The sequence below is a fragment of the Plasticicumulans acidivorans genome, assembly GCF_003182095.1.
Taxonomy (GTDB): domain Bacteria; phylum Pseudomonadota; class Gammaproteobacteria; order Competibacterales; family Competibacteraceae; genus Plasticicumulans; species Plasticicumulans acidivorans.
In genome coordinates this window covers 288369-312883 of sequence record NZ_QGTJ01000004.1, presented here as the reverse complement: position 1 = coordinate 312883, position 24515 = coordinate 288369, and the positions used below count along the sequence as shown (strand labels likewise).

24 protein-coding genes are annotated in these 24515 nt (G+C 67.2%); 14 read left to right on the top strand and 10 right to left on the bottom strand.

Going from position 1 to position 24515, the window contains the following annotated elements; all coding sequences use genetic code 11:
• Positions 1-13 precede the first annotated feature (13 nt).
• From C7443_RS09255 to C7443_RS09220, 8 genes are all read left to right on the top strand, one after another.
• A complete protein-coding gene (locus C7443_RS09255) occupies positions 14-412 on the top strand; it encodes a DUF350 domain-containing protein (RefSeq protein WP_110018308.1) in 399 nt (132 codons plus the stop codon).
• 11 nt (positions 413-423) lie between these two features.
• Positions 424-1035, top strand: a complete 612-nt coding sequence (locus tag C7443_RS09250; protein ID WP_110018307.1) for a DUF1190 domain-containing protein — start codon at positions 424-426, stop codon at positions 1033-1035.
• Positions 1032-2192, top strand: coding sequence for a glutathionylspermidine synthase family protein (locus C7443_RS09245; RefSeq protein WP_110018306.1), 1161 nt, complete (start codon positions 1032-1034; stop codon positions 2190-2192). Before C7443_RS09250 ends, C7443_RS09245 begins: the two co-directional genes overlap by 4 nt.
• A 112-nt stretch (positions 2193-2304) precedes the next feature.
• Positions 2305-3873 carry a bifunctional phosphoribosylaminoimidazolecarboxamide formyltransferase/IMP cyclohydrolase gene (gene purH / locus C7443_RS09240; RefSeq protein ID WP_110018305.1) on the top strand — a complete coding sequence of 523 codons (1569 nt, stop codon included), beginning with the start codon at positions 2305-2307 and terminating at the stop codon, positions 3871-3873.
• 14 nt (positions 3874-3887) lie between these two features.
• A complete protein-coding gene (gene purD / locus C7443_RS09235) occupies positions 3888-5195 on the top strand; it encodes a phosphoribosylamine--glycine ligase (RefSeq protein ID WP_110018304.1) in 1308 nt (435 codons plus the stop codon).
• A gap of 47 nt (positions 5196-5242) precedes the next feature.
• A complete protein-coding gene (locus C7443_RS09230; protein WP_110018303.1) occupies positions 5243-7468 on the top strand; it encodes an intermembrane phospholipid transport YdbH family protein in 2226 nt (741 codons plus the stop codon).
• A complete protein-coding gene (locus C7443_RS09225) occupies positions 7465-7692 on the top strand; it encodes a YnbE family lipoprotein (RefSeq protein ID WP_110018302.1) in 228 nt (75 codons plus the stop codon). Before C7443_RS09230 ends, C7443_RS09225 begins: the two co-directional genes overlap by 4 nt.
• Positions 7689-8033, top strand: coding sequence for a YdbL family probable chaperone protein (locus tag C7443_RS09220; RefSeq protein ID WP_146213276.1), 345 nt, complete (start codon positions 7689-7691; stop codon positions 8031-8033). The genes C7443_RS09225 and C7443_RS09220 overlap by 4 nt, the downstream gene beginning before the upstream one ends.
• 54 nt (positions 8034-8087) lie before the next feature.
• Here the strand turns inward: C7443_RS09220 and rho are convergent, their stop codons facing one another.
• Both rho and trxA read right to left on the bottom strand, forming a co-directional pair.
• Positions 8088-9344: a transcription termination factor Rho gene (rho, locus tag C7443_RS09215; RefSeq protein ID WP_110018300.1), complete on the bottom strand. Its 1257-nt coding sequence runs from the start codon at positions 9342-9344 to the stop codon at positions 8088-8090.
• A 224-nt stretch (positions 9345-9568) separates the two neighbouring features.
• A complete protein-coding gene (trxA, locus tag C7443_RS09210) occupies positions 9569-9895 on the bottom strand; it encodes a thioredoxin TrxA (RefSeq protein WP_110018299.1) in 327 nt (108 codons plus the stop codon).
• A gap of 137 nt (positions 9896-10032) precedes the next feature.
• Between trxA and rhlB the strand changes: the two genes are divergently transcribed.
• Positions 10033-11283 (top strand): ATP-dependent RNA helicase RhlB, encoded by a 1251-nt coding sequence (gene rhlB / locus C7443_RS09205; RefSeq protein ID WP_110018298.1) that lies wholly within the window; start codon positions 10033-10035, stop codon positions 11281-11283.
• Between the two features lie 76 nt (positions 11284-11359).
• Here rhlB and ppx read toward each other — a convergent pair whose 3' ends face one another.
• The 4 genes from ppx to phoB form a co-directional block, all read right to left on the bottom strand.
• On the bottom strand, positions 11360-12847 hold the full coding sequence (gene ppx, locus C7443_RS09200; RefSeq protein WP_110018297.1) for an exopolyphosphatase: 1488 nt from the start codon (positions 12845-12847) through the stop codon (positions 11360-11362).
• 103 nt (positions 12848-12950) lie between these two features.
• Positions 12951-13460: a phosphohistidine phosphatase SixA gene (gene sixA, locus C7443_RS09195; protein WP_110018296.1), complete on the bottom strand. Its 510-nt coding sequence runs from the start codon at positions 13458-13460 to the stop codon at positions 12951-12953.
• Positions 13457-14764, bottom strand: a complete 1308-nt coding sequence (gene phoR / locus C7443_RS09190; RefSeq protein ID WP_110018295.1) for a phosphate regulon sensor histidine kinase PhoR — start codon at positions 14762-14764, stop codon at positions 13457-13459. Before phoR ends, sixA begins: the two co-directional genes overlap by 4 nt.
• 27 nt (positions 14765-14791) lie before the next feature.
• Complete coding sequence (gene phoB, locus C7443_RS09185) at positions 14792-15484, bottom strand: phosphate regulon transcriptional regulator PhoB (protein ID WP_110018294.1); 693 nt, start codon at positions 15482-15484, stop codon at positions 14792-14794.
• A gap of 314 nt (positions 15485-15798) precedes the next feature.
• Here phoB and dksA point away from each other — a divergent pair, with 314 nt between their 5' ends.
• Positions 15799-16224, top strand: coding sequence for an RNA polymerase-binding protein DksA (gene dksA / locus C7443_RS09180; RefSeq protein ID WP_110018293.1), 426 nt, complete (start codon positions 15799-15801; stop codon positions 16222-16224).
• A gap of 67 nt (positions 16225-16291) precedes the next feature.
• Here dksA and C7443_RS09175 read toward each other — a convergent pair whose 3' ends face one another.
• From C7443_RS09175 to C7443_RS09160, 4 genes are read right to left on the bottom strand one after another with little or no spacing between them, the layout of a single operon-like run.
• A complete protein-coding gene (locus C7443_RS09175) occupies positions 16292-17254 on the bottom strand; it encodes a sigma-54 interaction domain-containing protein (protein WP_110018292.1) in 963 nt (320 codons plus the stop codon).
• Positions 17255-17295: 41 nt separating this feature from the next.
• Positions 17296-18000, bottom strand: coding sequence for a sulfite exporter TauE/SafE family protein (locus C7443_RS09170; protein ID WP_110018291.1), 705 nt, complete (start codon positions 17998-18000; stop codon positions 17296-17298).
• Positions 18001-18007: 7 nt separating this feature from the next.
• On the bottom strand, positions 18008-20290 hold the full coding sequence (ptsP, locus tag C7443_RS09165) for a phosphoenolpyruvate--protein phosphotransferase (RefSeq protein WP_110018366.1): 2283 nt from the start codon (positions 20288-20290) through the stop codon (positions 18008-18010).
• Positions 20291-20315: 25 nt separating this feature from the next.
• Entirely contained in the window at positions 20316-20906 is a 591-nt protein-coding gene (locus C7443_RS09160) for an RNA pyrophosphohydrolase (protein WP_110018290.1), read from the bottom strand.
• 301 nt (positions 20907-21207) lie between these two features.
• Here C7443_RS09160 and C7443_RS09155 point away from each other — a divergent pair, with 301 nt between their 5' ends.
• The 4 genes from C7443_RS09155 to C7443_RS09140 are packed head-to-tail and all read left to right on the top strand — an operon-like array spanning position 21208 to position 24508.
• Entirely contained in the window at positions 21208-21864 is a 657-nt protein-coding gene (locus tag C7443_RS09155) for a histidinol-phosphatase (protein ID WP_110018289.1), read from the top strand.
• A 1-nt stretch (position 21865) separates the two neighbouring features.
• On the top strand, positions 21866-22840 hold the full coding sequence (locus C7443_RS09150; RefSeq protein ID WP_246004605.1) for a FecCD family ABC transporter permease: 975 nt from the start codon (positions 21866-21868) through the stop codon (positions 22838-22840).
• A complete protein-coding gene (locus C7443_RS09145; RefSeq protein ID WP_110018288.1) occupies positions 22833-23606 on the top strand; it encodes an ABC transporter ATP-binding protein in 774 nt (257 codons plus the stop codon). The genes C7443_RS09150 and C7443_RS09145 overlap by 8 nt, the downstream gene beginning before the upstream one ends.
• A gap of 50 nt (positions 23607-23656) precedes the next feature.
• On the top strand, positions 23657-24508 hold the full coding sequence (locus tag C7443_RS09140) for a dienelactone hydrolase family protein (RefSeq protein WP_110018287.1): 852 nt from the start codon (positions 23657-23659) through the stop codon (positions 24506-24508).
• Positions 24509-24515: the final 7 nt, after the last annotated feature.

Sequence of the window (24515 nt, the reverse complement as noted above, 5' to 3'; positions counted from 1 at the left end):
GGAACCCGTCGCCATGAACTATCTCGTCGGTCTGCCCGCCTTTCTGGGTTATTTCATCCTCAGCATCGTGCTGCTGCTGACCTATGCCGTCGTCTATACGCGCATCACCCGCCACGACGAAATGCTGCTGATCCGCACCAACGTCCCGGCCGCCGCCGTCGCCTTCACCGGTTCGATGCTCGGCTTCGCGCTGCCGCTGGCCAGCGCCGTCGCCCACTCGGTCAGCCTGATCGACTGCCTGCTGTGGGGTCTGATCGCGCTGGTGGTACAGACCGGTGCGTATTTCGGCGTGCGTTACTGCCTGCCCGACCTGTCCACGCGCATCGAGAACGGCCAGATGGCGACCGGCTGCCTGCTGGCCGGCGCCTCGCTCGCCGTCGGCGTGCTCAACGCCGCCTGCATGACTTACTGAGGGCGCGTGCGATGAAGCGATCGAAGATGGTGCGGCTGGTGCTGATGGGCGCTGCCGTGGCACCGCTCGCCGGCTGCGGTGACGATCAGAACCAGGTCGAGTTCAGCGAGGACGTCACGGTCTATTCCTCGGTCGAGGACTGCGTCGCCAAAGGCGTGTTCACCGAGAAGTTCTGCCGCGAAAACTACGAGAAAGCCAAGGCCCTCAACGACAAGGTCGCCCCGCATTTCAGCGCGCAGCAGAGCTGCGAACAGCAGTTCGGCCCGGGCGCCTGCGAATACCGCCAGTCCGACAGCGGCAGCTTCTGGATGCCGGCGATCGCCGGCTTCATGCTCGGCCAGGCTTTGAGCAACCGCCGCAGCGAGATCATCTACCAGCCGGTCTACCGTGATTACAACGCCTCTTACGGTGGCAGCAGCAGCGGCGGCTGGAGCGGCGGCTATCGCACCTACAACAGCCGTGATGCGATCCGCCCCTCGGCCAACGGCTCGGCGCGCTTCAACACCGACCTGCTGCGCGATGCAGCGATCGCGCAGAAACCGGCCTATGCGCGGACGCAGACGATCTCGCGCGGCGGCTTCGGCTCACGCGCCGCTTCGTCCAGTTCGAGTTTCGGCGGATGAGGCGGCTGCCACTCGAACCGCGCACGGACTGGCAGCAGACGGCGCAGCATTTCGGTTTTCGCTTCCACACCATGTACGGCGAGCCGTACTGGGATGAGTCGGCCTGCTACGCCTTCACGCTGGCGCAGATCGAGCGCGACCTCGAAGACCCAAGCGCCGAGCTGCACGCGATGTGCCTCGACATAGTCGACACGATCGTGCGCGAAGAAGCCCTGCTGCGCCGCCTGGCGATCCCCAAGTTCGCCTGGGGCTGGCTGCGCGACAGCTGGCTGCGCGGCGAGCGCTCACTGTACGGACGCTTCGATTTCGCCTACGACGGCCACGGCCCGGCCAAGCTCTACGAGTACAACGCCGACACGCCGACCGCGCTCTACGAAACCGCCTTCTTCCAGTGGGTCTGGCTGGAGCAGGCGCTCGAACGCGGCCTGATCCCGGCCGATTGCGATCAGTTCAACAGCGTGCAGGAAACCCTGATCGGGCGCTTCGGCGAGCTCGGCATCGACGCCACGCTGTTTCTCGCCTGCGCCCGCGGCAGCGAGGAAGACCGCGGCACCGTCGATTACCTGCGCGATTGCGCGATGCAGGCCGGCCTGCATACCGACTTCCTGCACATCGAGGACATCGGCATCGACACCCAGGGTCAGTTCACCGGTCTGCACGGCGAGCCGCTGCGCTGGCTGTTCAAGCTCTACCCGTGGGAATTCATGCTGCGCGAGCCCTACGCGCCACGGCTGCCGGGCAGCGACACCTATTTCGTCGAGCCACCGTGGAAGGCGCTGCTCTCCAACAAGGGCCTGCTGCCGCTGCTGTGGGAGCGCCATCCACAGCACCCGAACCTGCTGCCAGCCTACTTCGCCGATGACCCGCGCTGCGGACGGCTGGGCATGAACTTCGTGCGCAAGCCGCTGTTTTCACGCGAAGGAGCCAATGTGCGCGTGGTGCGCCACGGGCAGATCCTGCACGACGCTCCCGGCCCCTACGGCGAGGAAGGCTACGTGCTGCAGGCGCTGCGGATGCCACCGGTGTTCGACGGCCGTCACGTCGTCGTCGGCAGCTGGATCGTCGGCGATACCGCCTGCGGCATCGGCCTGCGCGAAGACGCCGGCGTGGTGACGCAGGACCTGTCGCGCTTCGTGCCGCATGTGATTCTCGACTGAACCGCCGGTTGTCGCCCATGACGGCCGGCACGACGCACTTCCTGCGGCAGATCAAGCGCTTCGTGCCTATAATGCGCGGCTTTCCGTAACGGCAAAGCCCGACTACACAGCCATGACTGCATCCCTCGTCCGTATCCGCCGCGCCCTCGTCAGCGTCTCCGACAAGACCGGCATCGTCGAATTCGCTCAGGCGCTGGCCGACTTCGGCGTCGAAATCCTCTCCACCGGCGGCACGGCGAAACTGCTCGCCGCGCAGGGCCTGCCGGTCACCGAAGTCTCTGACTACACCGGCTTTCCGGAAATGATGGACGGCCGCGTAAAGACGCTGCACCCGAAGATCCACGGCGGCCTGCTCGGCCGGCGCGGCATCGACGAAGGCGTCATGGCTCAGCACGGCATCCCGCCGATCGACATGGTCGTCGTTAACCTCTACCCGTTCGAGGCCACCGTCGCCAAAGCCGGCTGCACGCTGGAAGACGCCATCGAGAACATCGACATCGGCGGGCCGACGATGCTGCGCTCGGCGGCGAAGAATCACGCCGGTGTCACCGTTGTCGTCGATGCCGCCGACTACGCGCGCGTCCTCGATGAAATGCGCGCCAGCGACGGCGCCGTCAGTCTGGCCACCCGTTTCGATCTGGCGGTGAAGACCTTCGAGCACACCGCCCGCTACGACGGCATGATCGCCAACTACCTCGGCAGGCGCGCGCCCGGTGGCAGCGCGGACTTCGCGCGTACCTTCAATCAGCAGCTGCGCCTGGCGCAGACCATGCGCTACGGCGAGAACCCGCACCAGAAGGCCGCCTTCTACATCGAGCCGGGCTACGTCGAGAGCAGCATCGCCACCGCGCGCCAGCTGCAGGGCAAGGAGCTGTCGTACAACAACATCGCCGACACCGACGCGGCGCTGGAATGCGTCAAGCAATTCGAGGCGCCGGCCTGCGTCATCGTCAAGCATGCCAATCCCTGCGGCGTCGCCGTCGCCGGCGACCTGCTCGCCGCCTACGACCTGGCCTACGCCACCGACCCGGAATCGGCCTTCGGCGGCATCATCGCCTGCAACCGTGAACTCGACGCCGCCACCGCGCAGGCGATCATCGAGCGCCAGTTCGTCGAGGTCATCATCGCGCCGAGTATCAGCGCCGAGGCGCTGGCGATCACCGCCGCCAAGCAGAACGTGCGCGTCCTGGCCTGTGGCCAGTGGCCGGCGCAGGCCAGCGCGCGCTTCGACTACAAGCGCGTCACCGGCGGCCTGCTGGTGCAGGAGGCCGACCTTGCGCTGCACGGCGAGATCAAGGTCGTCAGCCAGCGTACACCGAGCGAAGCCGAGCTCAGCGATCTGCTGTTCACCTGGCGCGTGGCCAAGTTCGTCAAGTCCAACGCCATCGTCTACGGCAAGAACCTGCGCACGATCGGCGTCGGCGCCGGGCAGATGAGCCGCGTCAACTCAGCGCGCATCGCCGCGATCAAGGCCGAGCAGGCCGGCCTGCCGGTCGCCGGCTCGGTGATGGCTTCCGACGCCTTCTTCCCGTTCCGTGACGGCATCGACGCCGCCGCCGCCGCCGGCATCCGCGCAGTGATCCAGCCCGGCGGCTCGATGCGCGACGCCGAAGTCATCGCCGCCGCCGACGAGCACGGCATGACCATGCTGTTCACCGGCATGCGCCACTTCCGTCACTGAGGAGCCGGCAGACCATGAATGTGCTGATCATCGGCAGCGGCGGGCGCGAGCATGCGCTGGCCTGGAAGGTCGCGCAGAGCGCACGGGTGAAGAACGTCTTCGTCGCCCCGGGCAACGCCGGCACCGCGCTCGAAGAGAAATGCCAGAACGTGCAGATCGCCGTCGACGACGTGCCGGCGCTGGTCGAATTCGCCCGCACCAATCACGTCGGCCTGACCATCGTCGGCCCGGAGGTGCCGCTAGTGCTCGGCGTGGTCGACGCCTTCCGTGCGGCCGGCCTCAAGTGCTTCGGGCCGCTGCAGGCGGCCGCACAGCTGGAAGGCTCGAAGGCCTTCGCCAAGGATTTCCTCGCCCGCTATCACATCCCCACCGCGGCCTACGCCACCTTCACCGAGATCGAACCGGCACTCGCGTATATCCGCGAGCAGGGCGCGCCGATCGTGGTCAAGGCCGACGGTCTCGCCGCCGGCAAGGGCGTGATCGTCGCGCAGAGCGTCGAGGAAGCCGAAGCCGCGGTGCGCGACATGCTCGCCGGCAATGCCTTCGGCAGCGCCGGCAGCCGGGTCGTCGTCGAGGAATTCCTCAGTGGCGAGGAAGCGAGCTTCATCGTCATGGTCGATGGCGAGCACGTGCTGCCGATGGCCAGCAGCCAGGACCACAAGGCGCGCGACAACGGTGATCAGGGGCCGAACACCGGCGGCATGGGTGCCTATTCGCCGGCGCCGGTGGTAACGGCGGCGGTGCACGCGCGGGCGATGGAGGAAGTCATCCTGCCGACGGTGCGCGGCATGGCCGCCGAGGGCACGCCGTACACCGGTTTTCTGTACGCCGGGCTGATGGTCGCCGCCGACGGCTCGATCAAGGTGCTGGAGTTCAACTGCCGCTTCGGCGATCCGGAAACCCAGCCGATCATGATGCGGCTGCGCTCGGATCTGGTCGATCTGTGCGAATGCGCGCTCGACGGCCACCTCGATCGCATCGAGGCGGAATGGGATCCGCGGCCGGCGCTCGGCGTGGTGCTCGCCGCCGGCGGCTATCCCGGCCACTACGAAAAAGGCGACACCATCCACGGCATCGACAACGTCGCTGACGAGGACGGCAAGATCTTCCACGCTGGCACGGCGCTGGTCGAAGGTGAGGTGTGGACCAACGGCGGCCGCGTGCTGTGCGCCACGGCGCTCGGCAACAACGTCGCCGAGGCACAGACCCACGCCTACAACCTGGCCAAGCGCGTGCACTGGCAGGGCATGTTCTACCGCACCGACATCGGCTACCGGGCGATCGCGCGCGAACACCCGGCGCCGCGCCGCCGCGGACGCTGAGCCCTTCGGCGGCATGGGCCGCGCACTTTGTTTGCTAGCATCGGCCCATGCCCCGCCCCCCCCTGCCACGCCGCCGCTGGCTGACCGGCGGCATCATCAGCCTCGCCACCCTGGCGGCACTGCCGCTCGCCGCGGAACGCCTGCTCGACCGGCAGCTGCGCCGCGCCGGCTTTCCTGCCGCCGAGCTGCGCCTCATGGAGCTCGGCGCGACCCGCCTGAGCGCACGCCTGCGCCTGAGTGCGAACGCACCGGCCGGCTGGATCGAGATCGACTACAGCTTCGGCAGCCTGCTGCACGGCCGCATCGAACGCCTGCGCCTGGCCGATCTGTATCTGCCGCTGCCGGCCGCCGGCGACGATGGCGATACCTCTTCACCGCTGACAACACTGCCGGTACTGCCGATCGATGCGCTGGTACTGGACGGTATCCGTCTGCAGCTCAGCCGCGCCGGGCGTGACTTTGAACTGCCGCTGCAACAGTTTGAAGCTGTCCAGTCCGCTCAGCGCTGGCAGCTCGATGGCCGGATCGGCGCTGCCGCGACCGAACTGTCGCTGCGTGGTGTGATTGGCCATCTCGCCGGCGGCCTGCAGGGCAACGTGACGCTGCGCAGCCGCGATCCGGCCGCCCTGGCCCGGCGCATCGGTCTGCCGCTGCCCCTTGGCGGCCAGCTCGGTGCCGAGCTGACACTGCAGCAGCCCGCGCGCGCCGAGCCGCTGTCGCTGGCGCTGCGTATTCAGGGCGAGCAACTCAGCTGGGGCGACTGGCTGCAGCAGGGACGCCTGAGCGCCGCCGCGCGGCTGCTCATCGATGGCAGCGGTCTGCATCGCATCGAGGCAGATCCCTTCGGCCTAGAAGCACACCCCGGTCCGGCGCTGGCACCGCAACTGCCACCGGCACTGGCCGCGGCCCCGCTGCGCCTCGGCCTGCAGGCACTGCAGCCTTCGACACCGCTGCTGCGCCTCAATGCTGGCGGCGACATCGACGGCCTGAGCGCCCAGTTCGGCCTGAGTTTCGGCAACACCGGCTGCGGCGGCCACCTCGAACTGCAGCGCACGGCCGACGGACTGCACGTCGCACTCAACGAGGCCGACCTCGGCCTCGCCGATTTCGGCCTCGCCGGGCGCGGCCTGAACCTCGCCCTCGACATCGACCGCAGCGCTCCACACAGCGTCTCTGGGCGGCTGGAGCTGGCGCAGCTGCGCAGCACACGGCAGCCCGCCTTGCACGCCCCGCTGCGCCTCAGCGGACCATTCTCCGGCACCCTGGACGAGCAACTGGCGCTCTCGCTCGATGCCGACACCACCGACGGATTGCGGCTGATGCAGCTGCAGCTGCGACACGACACGCGCCACGGCCGTGGCGAACTGCAGCTGGCCAGCGAACCGCTGAACTTTGCGGAAACCGGTCTGCGCGCCACAGCCCTGTGGCCGGCGGCGGGCGACTATGTCAGCGCGGCACGCGGCACGCTCGCCTTCAAACTGCACAGTGGCTGGGGCGAAGCCGCCGGCCCGGATCTGGCCGAAATCCAGCTGCACGATCTCGACCTGGCACTCGGCGCCATCCGCCTGTATCGCATCAACGGCCGGCTGCGCGCCGATCGGCTCTGGCCGCTGCGCGTCCCCGCCGGTCAGCCAATCACGATTGCCGCCGTCGACGCCGGACTGCCGCTGCGTGATGGCCGGATCGAAGCCGAACTCAATGACGATCGCTTACGCCTGCGCATGGCACGCTTCAGACTGCTTGACGGCGAGGTACAGGTCACGCCGTTCACCACCCGGCTCGGCGCACCGCGCCATGATTTCGTGCTCGCGGCGCACGGACTCGATCTCGGCGAACTGTTCACGCTGATCGCACTCGACGGCCTGCACGGCCGGGGTCGCCTTGACGGCGCCCTGCCATTACGCCTCGGCCGTGACGGCTCGCTCGAAATCGTCGATGGTCAGCTGCACGCGACGGCGCCGGGCGATCTGCGCTACGCCCCGGCCGAGCCACCGGCTTTTCTGAGCGAAGGCGAGGCGGCCCTCGCCCTGCAGGCGCTGCGCAACTTTCATTACCAGTCCCTGTCGATGCAGCTGGACGGCCGCAGTGGCGGTGAAATGCACGTCGGCCTGTCGCTGCACGGCGCCAATCCGGACTTCTATGGCGGCCATCCGGTCGCCTTCAATCTGCGCCTGTCGGGTGCGCTGGCCGGCCTGCTGCAGCAGGGGCTGGACAGCTACCGCCTGCCCGAACAGATCCGCGAACGTCTTGAACGCAATGGGAAAACACCATGAAGCCAGCCGCCCCGCTGCTGCCCACCACGCTGATCGGCAGTCTGCTGCTCGGTGCGTGCACGCCGACCGTGCGCGTCGAAGCGCCCGAAAAACCGATCGAAATCAATCTCAACGTGCGCATCGAGCAGGAAGTGAGGGTCAAGCTCGACCACGAACTCGACAGCGCCTTCCGCGACAACCCGGACCTGTTCGGCACTCCGGCCGCCAAGGAGAAGCGCCCGTGAACCGTCATTTACAGCTATTGCGTGCCCTGCTGCTCGTCGTCGTTACCGCAGGCATGGCTCAGCCAGTGCTGGCGGCCGATCCGCTCGCCACCGCCCGCGCCGCCGGTCAGGTCGGTGAACGCGCCGACGGTCTGCTCGGCCTGCCGGCCCAGGCCAGCAGCTCCCTGCGTGAGCAGGTGGACATGATCAACGCCGAGCGGCTGCAGAAGTACCGCGAAATCGCCGGGCGCACCGGCCGACCGCTACGCGAAGTGCAGTCGCTCGCCGGCAGCCGGCTGATCGAAGCCACACCAAACGGGCAATGGGTGATGGATACCAACGGCCAATGGCGGCGGCGCTGACGCACACCACGGGCAACGCCCGCGCGGGCGGGCGGGCGGGCAGCGCGATCAGACTCAGCGGCGCATCATCTCGAAGAATTCGCGGTTGGTCTTGGTGTTCTTCAGGCGTTCGAGCAGGAATTCCATCGCCTGCAGCTCGTCCATCGGATGCAGCAGCTTGCGCAGGATCCACATCTTCTGCAGATCCTCGGGCTCGGTCAGCAGCTCCTCGCGACGGGTGCCGGAGCGGTTGATATCGATCGCCGGGAACACGCGCTTCTCGGCAATGCGGCGATCCAGGTGGATCTCCATGTTGCCGGTGCCTTTAAATTCCTCGTAGATGACGTCGTCCATGCGCGAGCCGGTATCGATCAGCGCAGTCGCGACGATGGTCAGCGAGCCGCCTTCCTCGATGTTGCGTGCGGCACCGAAGAAACGCTTCGGCCGATGCAGCGCATTGGCGTCGACACCGCCGGTCAGCACCTTGCCGGACGACGGCACGACGGTGTTGTAGGCGCGGGCCAGGCGGGTGATGGAATCGAGCAGGATGACGACGTCGCGCTTGTGCTCGACCAGGCGCTTGGCCTTTTCGATGACCATCTCGGCCACCTGCACATGGCGCGCGGCCGGCTCATCGAAGGTCGAGGCGATGACCTCGCCGCGCACCGTGCGCTGCATCTCGGTGACTTCTTCCGGGCGCTCGTCGATCAGCAGCACGATCAGGTAGCACTCGGGGTGATTGGCACCGATGCTCTGCGCGATGTTCTGCATCATCACGGTCTTACCGGCCTTCGGCGGCGAGACGATCAGGCCGCGCTGGCCTTTGCCGATCGGCGCGGTGAGATCGATGATGCGGGCGGTGATGTCTTCGGTCGAGCCGTTGCCACGTTCGAGCCTCAGCCGGCTTTGCGCGTGCAACGGTGTCAGGTTTTCGAACAGGACTTTGTTCTTGGAATTCTCCGGCGGCTCGAAGTTGATCGAGTCGACCTTGAGCAGTGCAAAGTAGCGCTCGCCTTCTTTCGGCGGGCGGATCTTGCCGCTGACGGTGTCGCCGGTACGCAGGTTGAAGCGGCGGATCTGCGAGGGTGAGACGTAGACGTCATCCGGCCCCGCCAGATACGAACTGTCCCCGCCGCGCAGGAACCCGAAGCCGTCCTGCAGGATCTCAAGGACACCGTCGCCGTAGATGTCCTCACCATTCTTCGCCAGCGCCTTGAGGATCGCGAAGATCACATCCTGCTTGCGCGACCGAGCCATGCCTTCCAGGCCGAGGCCCTGGGCAATTTCGATGACTTCGGCCGCGGACTTTCTTTTCAGTTCGGTCAGATTCATGTAGTCGTGCTTCCGGCGCGTAGCTGCGGAATTTGAGAAGTACCCGGGCAAACAGGGTCTAGAGATGGAATGAAGCGAGCGGGGATCAAGCGCCGGGGGGCGGCGAAACTGCGCGGCGCGATGCGGCGCAGACGGGGTGCACCGCGTAACGGTGGAAAATTAACACGCAAAAAGGGCGGCGTCCAGACGACGCCACCCTGCAAATCGCTCGTCGCAAAGAAAGTTCAAACGTTGGCGTCGAGGAAACGTGCCAGCTCGGACTTCGACAGCGCGCCAACCTTCTGTGCGACGACCTGACCGTCCTTGAAGACCATCAGCGTCGGAATGCCGCGAACACCGAACTTCGCCGGCGTGGCCGGATTTTCGTCGATGTTGAGCTTCGCCACCTTGAGCTTGCCGGCGTATTCGTCAGCGACCTGATCGAGAATCGGCGCGATCATGCGGCACGGACCGCACCACTCGGCCCAGTAGTCGAGCAGCACCGGCTGCGCGGATTTCAGTACCTCGTCCTCGAACGTGTCGTCGGTGACATAAACGATTTGATCACTCACGGCATTCGCCTCCAAAATGGCCGCCGCATCACGGGCAGCCTGTGCTTACGTGACCCTCATTATCAGCCGAAACGTCGGAACGCTGGCAAGTCCCCGTCCAAGTGACCGACACACCACGGCATTGATCGTTGGAATCCATGGAAAAGAATCATCTGACCACTACGGCCTTCCATTCCCTGCAGCTGGTTGACTGCCTGCAGGAAGCGCTGGAGGACGCTGGCTTTACCTACGCCACGCCGATCCAGGAGGCCACCCTCCCCCTCGCGCTCGCCGGCCATGACATCGCCGGCCAGGCGCAGACGGGTACCGGCAAAACCGCAGCGTTCCTGCTGGCCACGCTGCACTACCTGATGACCACACCGGTCGAAGAAGGACTGGCGGGCCCCTGGGCGATCGTTCTGGCGCCGACCCGCGAACTCGCGCTGCAGATCCACAAGGACGCCGAGTCGCTCGGCCGCTACACCGGCCTCAAGTGCGCAGCCGTCTACGGCGGCACCGGCTACGACTCGCAGAAGCGCCAGCTCGAAGACGGCGTCGATATCGTCGTCGGCACGCCGGGCCGCATCATCGACTTCTACAAGCAGGGCGTGCTGAAGCTCAAGCACATCGAGGTTGTCGTCCTCGACGAGGCCGACCGCATGTTCGACCTCGGCTTCATCTCCGACATCCGCTACCTGCTGCGGCGCATGCCGGCACCGGACCAGCGCATCAACCTGCTGTTCTCGGCGACGCTGTCGACCCGGGTCATGGAGCTCGCCTACGAGCACATGAACAACCCGCAGCAGATCAAGATCGAGTCCGAGCAGGTCACCGCAGACAAAGTCCGGCAGGTGCTGTTCCACGTCTCCAAGGAAGACAAGATTCCGCTGCTGATCGGCCTGCTGCGCCAGCAGAAGCCGTCGCGGGCGATCATCTTCGTCAACACCAAGCGCGCTGCCGAACAGGTCGAAGCCTGGCTGGCCGGCAACGGCTACCAGTGCGCCGTGCTCTCCGGCGACATCCCGCAGAACAAGCGCGAGCGCCTGCTGGCGCAGTTCCAGGCCGGCGAGCTGAACATCCTCGTCGCCACCGACGTCGCCGCGCGCGGGCTGCATATTCCCGACGTGACCCACGTCTTCAACTTCGACCTGCCGCAGGATGCCGAAGACTACGTCCACCGCATCGGCCGTACCGCGCGCATCGGTGCCGAGGGCGATGCGATCAGCTTCGCCTGTGAGGAATACGTCTACTCGCTGCCGGACATCGAGGATTACATCGGCCAGAAGATCCCGGTCACGCCGATCGAGCCGGAACTGCTCGTCGAGCCGCAGCCGCCCAAGCGCATCGAACGCGCACCGCGGCCGCTGCACGGCCGCCCGCGGCGGCGCAACGCCCCGCGCCCGGCCTGATCGATAACGTCGTCTCTACAGCCCGAGCGTGAAGACGCACGGGCTGCAGAGGCCCGATGATGGACGCTTTGCCGCGTCAGCCGGCGAAATTGAGCGTCCAGCCGGCGGCGGCGAGCCATCCGGCCTCCGCCTCCAGATCGGCACAACTCAAGGGATGTGACTCCAGCCAGCCCGGCGGCAGCAGCAAGCGCAACGCGTGCCCGTCCGCAGCCAGCGTCAGCGCCGGCAGCGGGTCGCGCGAACGCGAACGGTGCAGCACACAGGCGAGCCGCAGCAGGACACACAAACGCTGCATGCGCTCGTTCTGGACGGCTGGCAGCTGATTGAAGACATCGAGTGGAAACTTGCGCCGGTGGCCACGCACCAGCGCGGCCAGCGCGCTCTGCTCGGTGCGCGAAAAGCCCGGCAGATCGGCATTGGCCAGAATGTAACCGCCGTGTTTGTGGTACTGGCTGTGCGCGATCGTCAGGCCGATTTCGTGCAATTGCGCCGCCCACGCCAGGAAAGACACATCATCCTCGTCATCGAGCTCCCAGCCGTCGGCCACCTGCGCGCGCAGCGCCATGGCGGTCTGCGCCACGCGCTGACCATGGGCCTCGTCGCTGGCGAAGCGGCTGCCCAGCACCCGAACCGAACGAGCCCGCACGTCCTCATGACGCACACGACCGAGCAGGTCGTAGATCAGCCCCTCGCGCAGCGCACCATCGGAGACGCGCATGCGCTCAAGTCCCAATGACTCGAAAATCCCATAGAGCACGGCAAAGCCGCCGACGAACACACTGGCCCGCTCCGCGGACAGATCGAAGCGGCTGGCCAGCGCAGCGGCATCGGCCGCGAGCAGCTCGCTGCGCAGCCGCTGCATGCCCTCGGCGGTAATGTCATCGCTGCACCAGCCGAGCCACACCAGCACGTCGCGGATCGCCTTGATGCTGCCGGACGCACCGATGGCTTCATCCCAGCGCTGAGCGCGGAAGGCGGCCTCGACCGGCTCCAGCTCCTGACGCACGGCGAGCTCGGCGGCGATGAGGTCGGCTTCGCGGATACGCCCGGCGGAGAAACAGCGCCGGGTCATGCTGACGCAGCCCATGTACAGGCTTTCGAGCTGATGGGGCTCGAACTGCTCACCGACGATCAGCTCGGTCGAACCGCCGCCGATATCGACGACCAGACGCCGCCCCTGCCCCGCGGTGGTATGCGCGACACCGAGGTAGATCAACCGCGCCTCTTCCATGCCGCTGATCACTTCGATGCGATGACCAAGAATGGCCTCGGCTCGCGCCAGGAAGGCCGCGCCGTTGCGCGCCTGACGCAGGGTATTGGTACCGACGATGCGCACGCGGCTGGGCGGCAGATGGGCAATGCGCTGCGCGAAGCGCGCCAGGCAGTCGAGTGCGCGCTGCTGAGCCGTGGCTGACAGGCGCTGCTGCTCGTCGAGTCCGGCGGCGAGCTGCACCATCTCGCGCAGCCGATCGAGCACCTGGACCTGCGCCTCGTGGGCGCGCACGACAATCATGTGGAAACTGTTCGAGCCGAGATCGATCGCGGCAAAGGAGTCTGCAGGCATGTCGTACGGTTCTCTGGCGACGGCGACGTGAACACAACCCGGCTACTGTAACGTGCCGCCGCCCCCGCCGGTCTGCGGATGATCAGTCGGGATCAGGCCGGGATCAGTCGCGCAAGGCACGCATCTGCGCCGACGTCAGCAGCCACTGCAGCACGCCGCCGCCAGCCGTCGCGCTGCCGTTGAACTCGATCAGCGCACTGCCGCCCTTGCGCAGCCGCACCGGCGAGGGGGCCGACTGAGCACCCAGCAGCAACCCGATCAGCCGCCCGAGGTGCGGCTCGTGGCCGACCACGGCGATGCACGCCTCCGCCGACTGCTCGCCGAGCCAGGCCAGCAGCTCGGCCGGATCATCGGCCGGCGTCATGCCGTCAATGCGCTCCGGTGTCGGCCCGCCGAAGGCCGCGGCGAGCACCTCAGCGGTTTCCAGCGCCCGGCGATACGGGCTGCTGACGATCCGGTCCAGGCGATCGAGCTGTGAGCGCAGGCGATTCGCCACCTTGCGCATGCGGCGCAGGCCTTCATCGGTCAGCGCGCGCTCGGCGTCGTGACCGCCCGCGCGGATGAAGCCCTCGGCGTCTTCCGCCACCCCATGTCTCAGCACCAGCAGTTTCATGATCCGAGTCCTCCGCTCCCGCGACTCACCACCTTGCGCGCGAGCGCCAGTTCGGCGGGAAAATCACAGGCGAACGTACTGCCAACCCCCACCTGGCTGGTGATGCGCAGCTGTCCGCCGTGCCGGCTCATGACATGCTTGACGATCGCCAGCCCGAGCCCGGTCCCGCCGCTCTCCCGATTGCGCCCGCGGTCGACGCGGTAGAAGCGCTCGGTCAGGCGCGGCAGGTGATGCGGCGCGATGCCCTCGCCATTGTCCTCGACTTCCATGTGCAGGCCGCGTCCGTCCTGATACCAGCGGATGACGATGCGACGTCCCGCCGGCGTATGGCGCACAGCATTGAACACCAGATTCGAGAAGGCGCTGCGCAGCTCCTGCTCATGCCCGAGCAGCCAGAGATCGCCATCGGCCTCGACGCGAATCTCATGCCCCTGCTCACCGGACAAGGCAATGCCATCCTCGGCGATCGCCGCCAGCATGCCCGGCACTGCCACCGGCCGCATCGCCACCCGCTCGCCCTGGCCTTCGAGCTTGGCCAGCATCAGCAGGTCTTCGATGATGTGCTGCATGCGCCCGGACTGCTGCTGCATGCGCCGCAGCGGCTGCTCCCATTTCTGCGCGCACAGATCGCCGCTGTCGAGCAGGGTTTCGAGATAGCCGCCGATCACTGTCAGCGGTGTGCGCAGCTCGTGCGAAACGTTGGCGACGAAGTCGCGGCGCACCTGCTCCAGGCGATGCACGCGCGACACATCGCTGGCGATCAGCAGACGGTTCGCTTCACCGTACGGGATGACCCGCACCGACAGCGGCAGACCGTCGGCGATCGGCGACGGGAAATCGCAGACGCCGTGGTACTCGTGTTTGCCGAGGAACTGCACGAAGCTCGGATGGCGCACCAGATACGTCAGACGGCTGCCGATGTCCTGCGGCGAACGCAGGCCGAGCAGCCGCTCGGCGGCCGGATTGCACCACAGCACGACATCACCTTCGTCGACGACGATGGTGCCATCGGGCATGGCGCGCGCCGCTTCCTGGAACTTGCGCAGCACGGCGACCAGATGCCGGGCCGTGTCGCGCCGGCGCTGCCGGCGCCGCTGCACGTGGTAGTAGAGCTCATCCCAGATGCCGCTGACCTGCGGACGCTGGCGGCGGCAGTCATCACGCAGCCAGCGTTCGAAACGATACAGCTGGCGCAGATGCCAGGCGACCAGCAGCAGCGCTGCCAGCGTCAGTCCGCTCCACGGGTGATCGACTTCCCACCCCAGAAACACGCCGGACAGCAGCGCACCGAACGTGCGCCACACGGCAGATGGCCAAGGACTGCGCAAACGTCAGACCCGCGTGGAGAAACGATAGCCGGTACCACGCACGGTCTGGATCAGGGCATCGTGCAGAGTCGGTTCCAGCGCCTTGCGCAAACGGCGGATATGCACGTCGACAGTGCGCTCCTCGACGTAGACATTGCTGCCCCAGACACGGTCGAGCAGCTGCGAGCGCGAATACACCCGCTCCGGGTGCGACATGAAAAACTCCAGTAAACGGTATTCGGTCGGGCCGATGTCGACGTCGACGTCATCGGCAGTGACGCGATGGCTGACCGGGTCGAGCTTGAGGCCGTTCGCCTCCAGCGCTTCCTCACCGGCCTGCGGACCGCCGCGCCGCAACACCGCCTTGATCCGCGCCACCAGCTCGCGCGGCGAGAACGGCTTGGTGACGTAGTCGTCGGCGCCGCTTTCCAGACCGTGGATCTTGTCTTCTTCTTCGGCGCGCGCGGTCAGCATGATGATCGGCACTTCGCGCGTCAGTTCGTCTTTTTTCAGGCGCCGCGCGAACTCGATGCCACTGGTACCGGGCAGCATCCAATCGAGCAGGATCAGGTCGGGCAGGCGATCGGCGATCATGGCCTGTGCAGCGCGGGCATCCGCCGCTTCAGCAGTCGCATACCCGGCATTGCCGAGCGCGAAACTGACCATTTCGCGAATCGGCTGCTCGTCTTCCACGACCAGAATGCGTTTCTCACTCATGACAACGGGCTCCTCGATGAGGCGCCGGCATTAAAAGTGAGGAATATGACATCCGCATGACTCCGCGTCGACTGAATGACTGTCCGATGACAGTTTCGTGCCGACCGCCACAATCGGTGTGAAAGGCAGTGTCATGGGTCAGTTACCCCCTTTGCACGATACGGCAATCTAGCTCTTCACCATTCCCCAAACCCCCGATATGTGATTTCATTCCGCCGCTTGCGGCCGGCCCCCCGACGAAATTCTCGATCGCCGCTTCCTGCGGAAGCCGACTACCGCATTTTTGCATTCGTTCATTTTTATGGAGGTCGACGATGGCTCTCGATGACAGTTTCTCGGGCTTTACGCCGTATCAGCCGCAGCCTGACGAGGAATACATGAGCGAAGGGCAGAAAGCGCATTTCCGCGACATTCTGCTGTCCTGGAAGCGGGAGCTGATGGCTGGCAGCCAGCGCACCGTCACGCACATGCAGGACGAGCCCCTGAATCTGCCCGACCCCAACGACCGCGCCAGCCAGGAGGAAGAATTCTCCCTGGAGCTGCGTGCCCGTGACCGCGAACGCAAGCTGCTGCGCAAGATCGACAAAGCCATGCAGCGCCTCGCCAACGACGAATACGGCTACTGCGAGAGCTGCGGTGTGGAAATCGGCCTGCGCCGCCTGGAGGCCCGCCCCACCGCCGAGCTGTGCATCGAATGCAAGCAGGTCGAAGAAATCAAGGAAAAGTCGCACGCCGCCTGAGCGGCAACCTGCACGAAAAAGGCCCGCTGGAGGCAACGCCAGCGGGCCTTTGCATGACGGCGCCCGCTCAGGCGTCGATGGCGAATTTCTTCAGCCGATACAGCAGGGTATCGCGGGTGATACCGAGCAGGCGGGCAGCCCGACTGCGATTGCCCTGGGTGCGCTCCAGCGCCTGACGGATCAGCCCCTGTTCCAGATCATCGAGGCGCACACCGGATGCCGGCAGGGCGAAGGCGGCTGCCGTGTCTTCGATCACGCCACCGCCGGCGAGCAGCTCGGCCGGCAGGTTTTCTGCGCCGAGCGTCCGCCCCGGGCACAGGATCACCATGCGCTCGCACAGGTTGCGCAGCTCGCGCACGTTACCGGGCCAGTCGTAACGGCGCAGCACGGAGAGCGCCGCCGCCGACCAGCGCGGAGCCGCAACACCGTGGCGCTCGGCGAGCGCCTCGCAGAACGCCTGGGCCAAGCGCTCGACATCAGCGCCGCGCTCGCGCAGCGAGGGCAGGCGCAAGGGCACCACGGCCAGCCGGTAATACAGATCCGCACGGAAACGCCCGGCGGCGACTTCGGTGCGCAGCTCGCGATGCGTCGCGGCAACCACGCGCACATCGGCCTTGCCCGGTCGTGCCTGACCGACCGGCTGGAACTCGCCGGATTCGAGGAAGCGCAGCAGTTTTGCCTGCACCCCCATCGGCAGCTCGGCCAGTTCATCGAGGAACAGCGTGCCGCCGTCGGCTTCGCGCACATGACCGGCATGTTCGGCGACAGCCCCGGTGAAGGCGCCGCGGGCATGACCGAACAGCAGCGACTCGGCCAGCGTCTCCGGCAGCGCGGCACAGTTGACCGACACGAAGGGTGCCCCGGCACGCCGGCTGTGCTCGTGCAGCGCCCGCGCGAACAGCTCCTTGCCGGTGCCACTCTCGCCCTCGATCAGCACGGTGACGTCGGTCGCCGCCACGATGCGGGCGGCGTTGCACACTTCCCGCAGCGCGGGGGCCTCACCGAGCAGAAGGCGTTCAAAGGCATCCATCGGATCATTCTCCGTCAGCAAACGCGTGCCTTGCGGCGCGCTTACGATATTCCGTGCAACAGATCGGGCGGTAGCCAGGCAGTCAGCACACCGAGCACCACCAGCGTCAGACCCGCCACGCGCCGCAACCGCGGCACTCCGCCCAGACGTGCCAGACCGCCGGCCAGCAGGCCGCTCAGCAGCATCACCGGCAGCGTACCGACGCCGAACGCCAGCATGGTCGCCGCACCGGACAGAGCACCGCCCGCCGCTGCGGCCAGTGCGAGCATGTAATACACCAGTCCGCATGGCAGCCAGCCCCAGACGGCCCCGAAGGCCAGTGCTCCGGGCCAGGAGCGTACCGGCAGCAGGCGCCGCCCGAGCGGTTCCAGACGACGCCACAGCGGCTGGCCGAAACGTTCGATCGCCGCGACCGGCGGCAGCCAGCCGGCGATCGACAAACCGATACACGCCAGCATGATCGCCGCCAGCAGGCGCAGCGCACCCTGTGCAGGCTCAAGCGCAAGGCCTGCTCCGAGCGCCGCACCAACAGCACCGGCCAGCGCACCGGCAACGACATACGATGCAAGACGGCCGGCATTGTATGCCAGCACGAAACCGATGAAGCGCAGGCGATCGGCGCGCACCGCCGCCGGCAAACTGAGCGACAGCGCACCGACGATACCGCCGCACATGCCGGCACAGTGCAGCGTACTGGCCAAACCGACGAACCAGGCGGCCGTCAGGCTGAGAACGGGCTCGGGCATCACGCGATCACTTGCGCCCGGGGCGCACCAGCGCGCCGAGCCCGTGCGCTAGCAGTGCCTCGTCGACGCGGGCACGGATCTTCTGCGCGCAGTCGAGCGTCAGTGCCTCGGTCAGGGTGTCGCGCGCAGCACTCAGCGGCACCGAGCGGATCATCCATTTGACCTTCATCAGGTTGCCCAGGCTCATCGACAGGCTGTCGACACCCATGCCGAGCAGCAGCAGGGCCGCGGCCGGATCGCCCGCCATCTCGCCGCAGACGCTGACCGGCACGCCGACCCGGCGTGCCCGCTCGACCAGCCACTGCATGACGCCGAGCACGGCCGGGTTCAGGCTGTCGTAGAGCTTGGCGACGCGGTCGTTGTTGCGGTCGACCGCCAGCAGGTACTGCGTCAGATCGTTGGAGCCGACCGAGACGAAGTCCACCCGCTGCGCCAGCAGTTCGATCTGGCAGACCGCGGCGGGCACCTCGATCATCACACCGACCCGCGGCATGTTGACGGTCACGCCATCCTCGGCCAGCTCGGCGTGCGCCCGGCGCAGCAATTCCAGCGCCTCGTCGAGTTCGGCGACGACGGTAATCATCGGGAACAGCACCGAAACGTTCTCGGCACCGGTCTGCGCCGCAGCACGCAGGATCGCCCGCAGCTGGGTCTTGAAGATGTCCGGCTGATCCAGCGAGATGCGGATGCCACGCCAGCCGAGAAACGGGTTCTGCTCCTCGATCGGGAAATACGGCAGCGGCTTGTCGCCACCGACGTCGAGCGTGCGCAGCGTCACCGGCCGCGGCGCCATGCTGGCCAGCACGCGGGCGTAGGTTTCGGTCTGCTCGTCCTCGCCGGGAAAACGATCGCGCAGGAAAAAATGCATCTCCGAGCGGTACAGGCCGACACCCTCGGCGCCGCTGTCGCGCGCGGCGTTGATATCGGCGAACAGACCGGAGTTGGCCAGTAGACTGACGCGATGGCCGTCCGGCGTCATCGCCGGCTGGTCCTTGAGCTCCTGCAGCCCCTGCGACAGATCGGCCTCTTCGCGCGCGAGCTTGAGGTATTCCTCACGCAGCGCCGCTCCCGGCTGGATGCAGATGCGTGCCGAATAACCGTCGACGACGACTTCGCGGCCGTTGAGCCGGGTCAGCGGCGCACTGGAAACACCGAACACCGCCGGAATGCCCAGCCCACGCGCCAGCAATGCGACATGCGAAGCCCCGGTGCCGCGCACCGAGACCAGGCCGACCAGTTTTTCCGGCGGCACGTCGAGCAGCTGCGAGACGTTGATCTCCTCGCCGACCAGCACGCAGCGCTCCGGATAGACCGTGGCCGCCGTCGCCCCGCCGGCACGCAGGCGCTTGAGCAAACGGTCACCGAGATCGCGGATGTCGGCGGCACGACCGCGCAGGTAGGCGTCGTCCATCTCCTCGAACACGTTCGCGTACTCGGCGACCGTGTCGCGCAATGCGCCGGGCGCCCAGTTGCCGGCGCGCACGCGGGCCAGTGTGCCGTTCATCAGGCTGTCTGAACCGAGCAGCATCGCGTAGGCATCGAACAGCGCCTGATCGCCCGGTGACAGGATGCGCCCCATGCGTGTGCCGAGTTCGCGCAGCTCGGCCAGTTCGGTGGCAACTGCAGCGCGGAAGCGCTCGCATTCGGCCTCGACGTCATCCGGGCCGACCGGCCTGTCCGGCACCGAAGACAAGCTCGACTCGGTGAAGATCACCACCGCCTGACCGATGCCCAGGCCGCGTGCGCTGGCAACGCCCTCGACGAACAGGGTGCCGGCGAAATCATCGACATCCATGCGATCGAGCGCCTGGCGCAGTTCCGCCTGCGTGATCGAGCCGGCGAGCTGTGCGGCGAGCGTGACCATGAAGGCAACTTCGTCGTCGACGTAGCGGCGCTGCTGGCGCTGCTGCACGACGAGTACGCCCATCACCTTGCGCCGGCGCACGATCGGCACGCCGAGAAACCCGTGAAACGGCGATTCACCGGTGGTGGCAACGAACAGGAACTGCGGATGATCCGGCGCATTCTCGACGTTGACCGGCTCGGCACGGCTCGCGCACAGGCCGACGAGCCCCTTACCGAAAGGGATGCGCACACGGCCGACGGCGCCGGGACGCAGGCCGTCGGTCGCCATCAGCACGTATTCGGCCCGCGACTCGTCGCTCAGATAGACCGAGCAGACGTCAGCCGCCATCGTCGCCTTGACCCGCTCGACGATCAGCGCCAGCGCCTCGTCGAGATCGTGTGCGGTGTTGACTTCCTGCACGATGCGCTGCAGCGAATCGAGCATCGTCGCCTCCTTGGCAGCCATGACGTCAGCGCGGCGGCAAAGCCCGCCCGCCTCCGGCCGTCAGGCTTGCACGGACCGGCAGCGACGGCCGCAAGCTCAGATTGAAACGCGCCAGCAGCGCCGCCGGAGGGTCCGGCGGCTGCTGTGGAAAACAGCAGCAGGACAACTCGTGGAGCGCGCGCAGGTACACGTAGCGCTTGAACGCCACGACGTTTTCCAGCGGGTACCAGTAATCGACCCAGGTCCAGTGATCGAACTCGGGGCGCTCCGACGTGCTGAGACAGACGTCGGACTCGTCGCCGAGCATGCGCAGCATGAACCACAATTGTTTCTGGCCGATGCAGGTCGGCCGGCTGTGACGGCGGATCAGGCGCTTGGGCAGGCGATAACGCAGCCAGCCACCGGTACGGCCGAGGATTTCCACATGCCGCGGATGCAGGCCGATTTCCTCGTCGAGTTCGCGGTACATGGCTTCTTCCGGTGTTTCATGACGCCGGATGCCGCCCTGCGGAAACTGCCAGGACTTCTGACCGATGCGGCGAGCCCAGAAAAGGCGCCCCGCATCGTTGCAGAGTATGATGCCGACATTGGCACGAAAACCTTCTGAGTCAATCACTTGAAAACCATTCCGCAACGGTTTTGATATTTTATTGTTTCACAAAGCGAGTGTAGGCGCCACGACGGAAAAGTCCGCCCCCGACGTGCAGCATTCTGCGCGGAATCAAGTGCCGATTCCGGCGCGCATGCCCCTGCGGGACGCCGGCCGGGATTTATCGCCCTTCGCCCTTCTGACGGCATTTTCAACCTGCCCGCCGGGCTCCGGAAAGGCTGGCAAGACTGCATGCCGGCGCTGATTTGCCCGTCCCGGCGGGCATCCGCTACGCTGCCGCGCTCCTCCCGGCAGCCGGACGCGCATCGTGAGCCTAGCCCTGTTTGACCTCGACCAGACCCTGCTCAGCGGTGACAGCGACTATCTCTGGGGCCAGCATCTGATCGAAGCCGGCGCCGTTGATCGTGCGCATTACGAGCGCAGCAATCAGCGCTTCTATGCCGAGTACGAAAACGGCACGCTGGACATCGAGGCCTTCCTGCGCTTTGCGCTGGCGCCGCTGGCAGCGTATCCGCTGGCGCAACTGCACGCCTGGCGGGACGATTTCATCGAACGGCGCATCCAGCCGCTGATCTCCGCCAAGGCCCGCGCGCAGCTCGACGGCCATCGCGCGCGTGGCGACACGCTGGTGATCATCACCGCGACCAACCGCTTCGTCACCGCGCCGATCGCCGAGTTGCTCGGCGTCGAGCACCTGCTGGCGACCGAACCGGAAGTGGTCGACGGTCACTACACCGGGCATGCGCACGGTGTGCCCTGCTTCCGCGAAGGCAAGGTCGAGCGCCTGCATGCCTGGCTCGGCGCGGACCGCTCGGCCCTGGACGATGCCTGGTTCTACAGCGACTCGCACAACGACCTGCCGCTGCTGTCACAGGTCGCCCACCCGGTCGCCGTCGATCCCGACCCGATCCTGCACGCTCACGCCACCGCCGCCGGCTGGAGCATCCTCTCACTGCGCGACTGACGTGAAGCGGGCGCTGGCGATCCTTGCGCTGCTCGGCGCAGCAGCGCTGCTCGCCCTGCTGTTCGCGGCGCTGTGCGGCAGTGCGAATTTCAGCCTGACGGACACCCTACAGGCGCTGCTCGGCGACGGCCCCGGTGCGGCGATCGTCTGGCAGCTGCGCCTGCCGCGCGCGGCAACCGCCTTCGTCACCGGTGCGCTGCTGGCGCTGTCCGGAGCGCTGATGCAGGTGTTGCTGCGCAATCCGCTGGCCGATCCCTATGTGCTCGGCGTCTCCGGCGGCGCGGCGGTCGGCGCGCTGTCGCTGCTGCTGCTCGGCCTGGGCGGCCTGTGGGTCAACCTTGGTGCCTTCGCCGGGGCTCTGTGTGCGGTGACGCTGGTGTTCGGCCTCGCCCACGGCCGCGGCGCGTGGACACCGCTGCGCCTGCTGCTGACCGGCGTGGTCACCGCCGCCGGCTGGGGCGCGCTGATCACCCTGCTGCTGTCACTGGCACCGGAGCGCGCGCTGCGCGGCATGCTGTTCTGGCTGATCGGTGACCTGTCGGCGGCGGCGGTGAGCTGGGGCGCCTGGCTGGTACTGCTCGTTGCGCTGGGCTCCGCCTGGCCGCTGGCGGCGCAGCTCAACGTCCTCGCCCACGGCGAGCTGGCCGCCGCCAGCCTCGGCGTACCGGTGCGCCGGCTGCGCCTGCTGCTGTATCTGCTCGCCTCGCTGCTGGCGGCCACGGCAGTGACGATCGCCGGCTCGATCGGCTTCGTCGGCCTGGTCGTGCCTCATCTGCTGCGCCTGCTGATCGGGGGCGACCACCGTCTGCTGCTGCCGGCCTGCACGCTCGCCGGCGGCACGCTGCTGGTGATTGCCGATACGCTGGCGCGCAGCCTGATCGCTCCGCAGCAACTGCCGGTCGGCGCGGTCACCGCGCTGCTCGGCGTGCCGCTGTTCCTCTGGCTGCTGCACGCCGGCGAGCGCCGCCATGAGTGAAACCCCACTGCTCGCCGCCCGCGCACTGCAGGTGACGACGCCCGCGCGCGCACTGTGCACCGGCCTTGAGCTGAGCATTCGCCCCGGCGAGCGCTGGGGCCTGCTCGGACGCAACGGTGCCGGCAAGAGCACGCTGCTGCATACACTCGCCGGCCTGCGCCCGGCGCAAGCCGGCAGCCTGCTGCTCGACGGCATCCCGCTCGCAGCCCTGACGCCGCGCACGCGGGCGCAGCGCATCGGTTTGCTGCCGCAGGTGCATGAAGATGCCTTCGCCGGCAGCGTGCTGGAGACCGCGCTAATCGGCCGCCATCCACACCTCGGCCCCTGGGGCTGGGAGACTGAACGGGACATCGAGCTGGCCCGCGCGGCGCTCGCCGCGGTCGGCCTCGGCGGTTTCGAATCGCGCCGCATCGCCTCGCTGTCCGGCGGCGAGCGCCGGCGGCTGGGCTTCGCCAGCCTGCTGACGCAGGACCCGGCGCTGTATCTGCTCGATGAGCCGAGCAATCATCTCGACATCCATTACCAGCACGTCCTGCTCGGCCTGCTGAAGCAGCGCATCGCCAGCGGCGCGCGCGCCTGGCTGATGGTCAGCCACGATCCGACACTGGCGGCACGCTACTGCAACCGCATCGTGCTGCTGCACGCCGACGGCCACACCGAGACCGGCGGCACGGAACTGCTGACGGCGACCGCACTCTCCGCTCTGTACGGCCATCCGCTGCACCGCCTGGAGTCGCCGTTCGGCCCGCTGTTCGTGCCGGGCTGAGGCGCTGCTGCCGGCTAAGCTGGTCGCATCCATCGCAAGGAGATTCGCTGATGCCCACGCAGATTCCCGACGATCCGTCACGCCGTCGTTTCGTTACCGCACTCGCCGCGGCCGGCTTCGCCGCCGCCGTGCGTCCGGTCGGCGCCGAAACCATCGTCACCCCGAGCAGCGGCCTGACCGCCGGGATGGTGCACATTCCCTCCGCCGGGGTCGAAGTGCCGGCCTACCGAGCCATGCCGCAAGGCAGGCGCAATGCGCCGCTGATCCTGGTGGTACAGGAAATCTTCGGCGTGCATGAGCACATCCGTGATATCTGCCGCCGGCTGGCGCAGCTCGGTTACTGCGCGATCGCCCCGGAGCTGTACTTCCGCCAGGGCGATGTCAGCACCATCAGTGACATTCCACGCATCATCAGCGAGGTGGTCTCGCGCGTCCCCGATGCGCAGGTGATGGCCGATCTCGATGCCACGCTGGCCTGGGCCGGCGCACAGGACATCGCCGATACCCAGCGCGTCGGCATTACCGGCTTCTGCTGGGGCGGGCGCATCGTCTGGCTGTACTGCGCACACAATCCGCAGCTCAAGGCCGGTGTCGCCTGGTACGGCAAGCTCGAAGGGCCGAGCAGCGAACTGACGCCCAAGCACCCGCTCGACCTCGCCGCGCAGCTGCGCGTACCAGTGCTCGGCCTGTACGGCGGTGCCGATGCCGGCATACCGGTGACGTCGGTCGAGCGCATGCGTGAAGCGATCGCCACCGCGCACGGCGCCAGCGAACTGGTCGTCTACCCCGATACGCCCCACGCCTTCAACGCCGACTACCGTCCGAGCTATCGCCCCGCCGCGGCCGCCGACGGCTGGAAGCGCATGCGCGCCTGGTTCGACGCGCACGGCCTCCCCGTCTGAGGCCGTA

Coding starts and splice junctions, on each gene's coding strand:
- C7443_RS09225 (WP_110018302.1), top strand. CDS start 7,465: ATGAAGCCAGCCGCCCCGCTGCTGCCCACCACGCTGATCGGCAGTCTG.
- ppx (WP_110018297.1), bottom strand. CDS start 12,847: ATGCCTGCAGACTCCTTTGCCGCGATCGATCTCGGCTCGAACAGTTTC.
- dksA (WP_110018293.1), top strand. CDS start 15,799: ATGGCTCTCGATGACAGTTTCTCGGGCTTTACGCCGTATCAGCCGCAG.
- C7443_RS09145 (WP_110018288.1), top strand. CDS start 22,833: ATGAGTGAAACCCCACTGCTCGCCGCCCGCGCACTGCAGGTGACGACG.
- rho (WP_110018300.1), bottom strand. CDS start 9,344: ATGAATCTGACCGAACTGAAAAGAAAGTCCGCGGCCGAAGTCATCGAA.
- C7443_RS09175 (WP_110018292.1), bottom strand. CDS start 17,254: ATGGATGCCTTTGAACGCCTTCTGCTCGGTGAGGCCCCCGCGCTGCGG.
- C7443_RS09170 (WP_110018291.1), bottom strand. CDS start 18,000: ATGCCCGAGCCCGTTCTCAGCCTGACGGCCGCCTGGTTCGTCGGTTTG.
- ptsP (WP_110018366.1), bottom strand. CDS start 20,290: ATGCTCGATTCGCTGCAGCGCATCGTGCAGGAAGTCAACACCGCACAC.
- C7443_RS09140 (WP_110018287.1), top strand. CDS start 23,657: ATGCCCACGCAGATTCCCGACGATCCGTCACGCCGTCGTTTCGTTACC.
- C7443_RS09230 (WP_110018303.1), top strand. CDS start 5,243: ATGCCCCGCCCCCCCCTGCCACGCCGCCGCTGGCTGACCGGCGGCATC.
- phoB (WP_110018294.1), bottom strand. CDS start 15,484: ATGAGTGAGAAACGCATTCTGGTCGTGGAAGACGAGCAGCCGATTCGC.
- C7443_RS09245 (WP_110018306.1), top strand. CDS start 1,032: ATGAGGCGGCTGCCACTCGAACCGCGCACGGACTGGCAGCAGACGGCG.
- sixA (WP_110018296.1), bottom strand. CDS start 13,460: ATGAAACTGCTGGTGCTGAGACATGGGGTGGCGGAAGACGCCGAGGGC.
- purH (WP_110018305.1), top strand. CDS start 2,305: ATGACTGCATCCCTCGTCCGTATCCGCCGCGCCCTCGTCAGCGTCTCC.
- purD (WP_110018304.1), top strand. CDS start 3,888: ATGAATGTGCTGATCATCGGCAGCGGCGGGCGCGAGCATGCGCTGGCC.
- rhlB (WP_110018298.1), top strand. CDS start 10,033: ATGGAAAAGAATCATCTGACCACTACGGCCTTCCATTCCCTGCAGCTG.
- C7443_RS09255 (WP_110018308.1), top strand. CDS start 14: ATGAACTATCTCGTCGGTCTGCCCGCCTTTCTGGGTTATTTCATCCTC.
- C7443_RS09250 (WP_110018307.1), top strand. CDS start 424: ATGAAGCGATCGAAGATGGTGCGGCTGGTGCTGATGGGCGCTGCCGTG.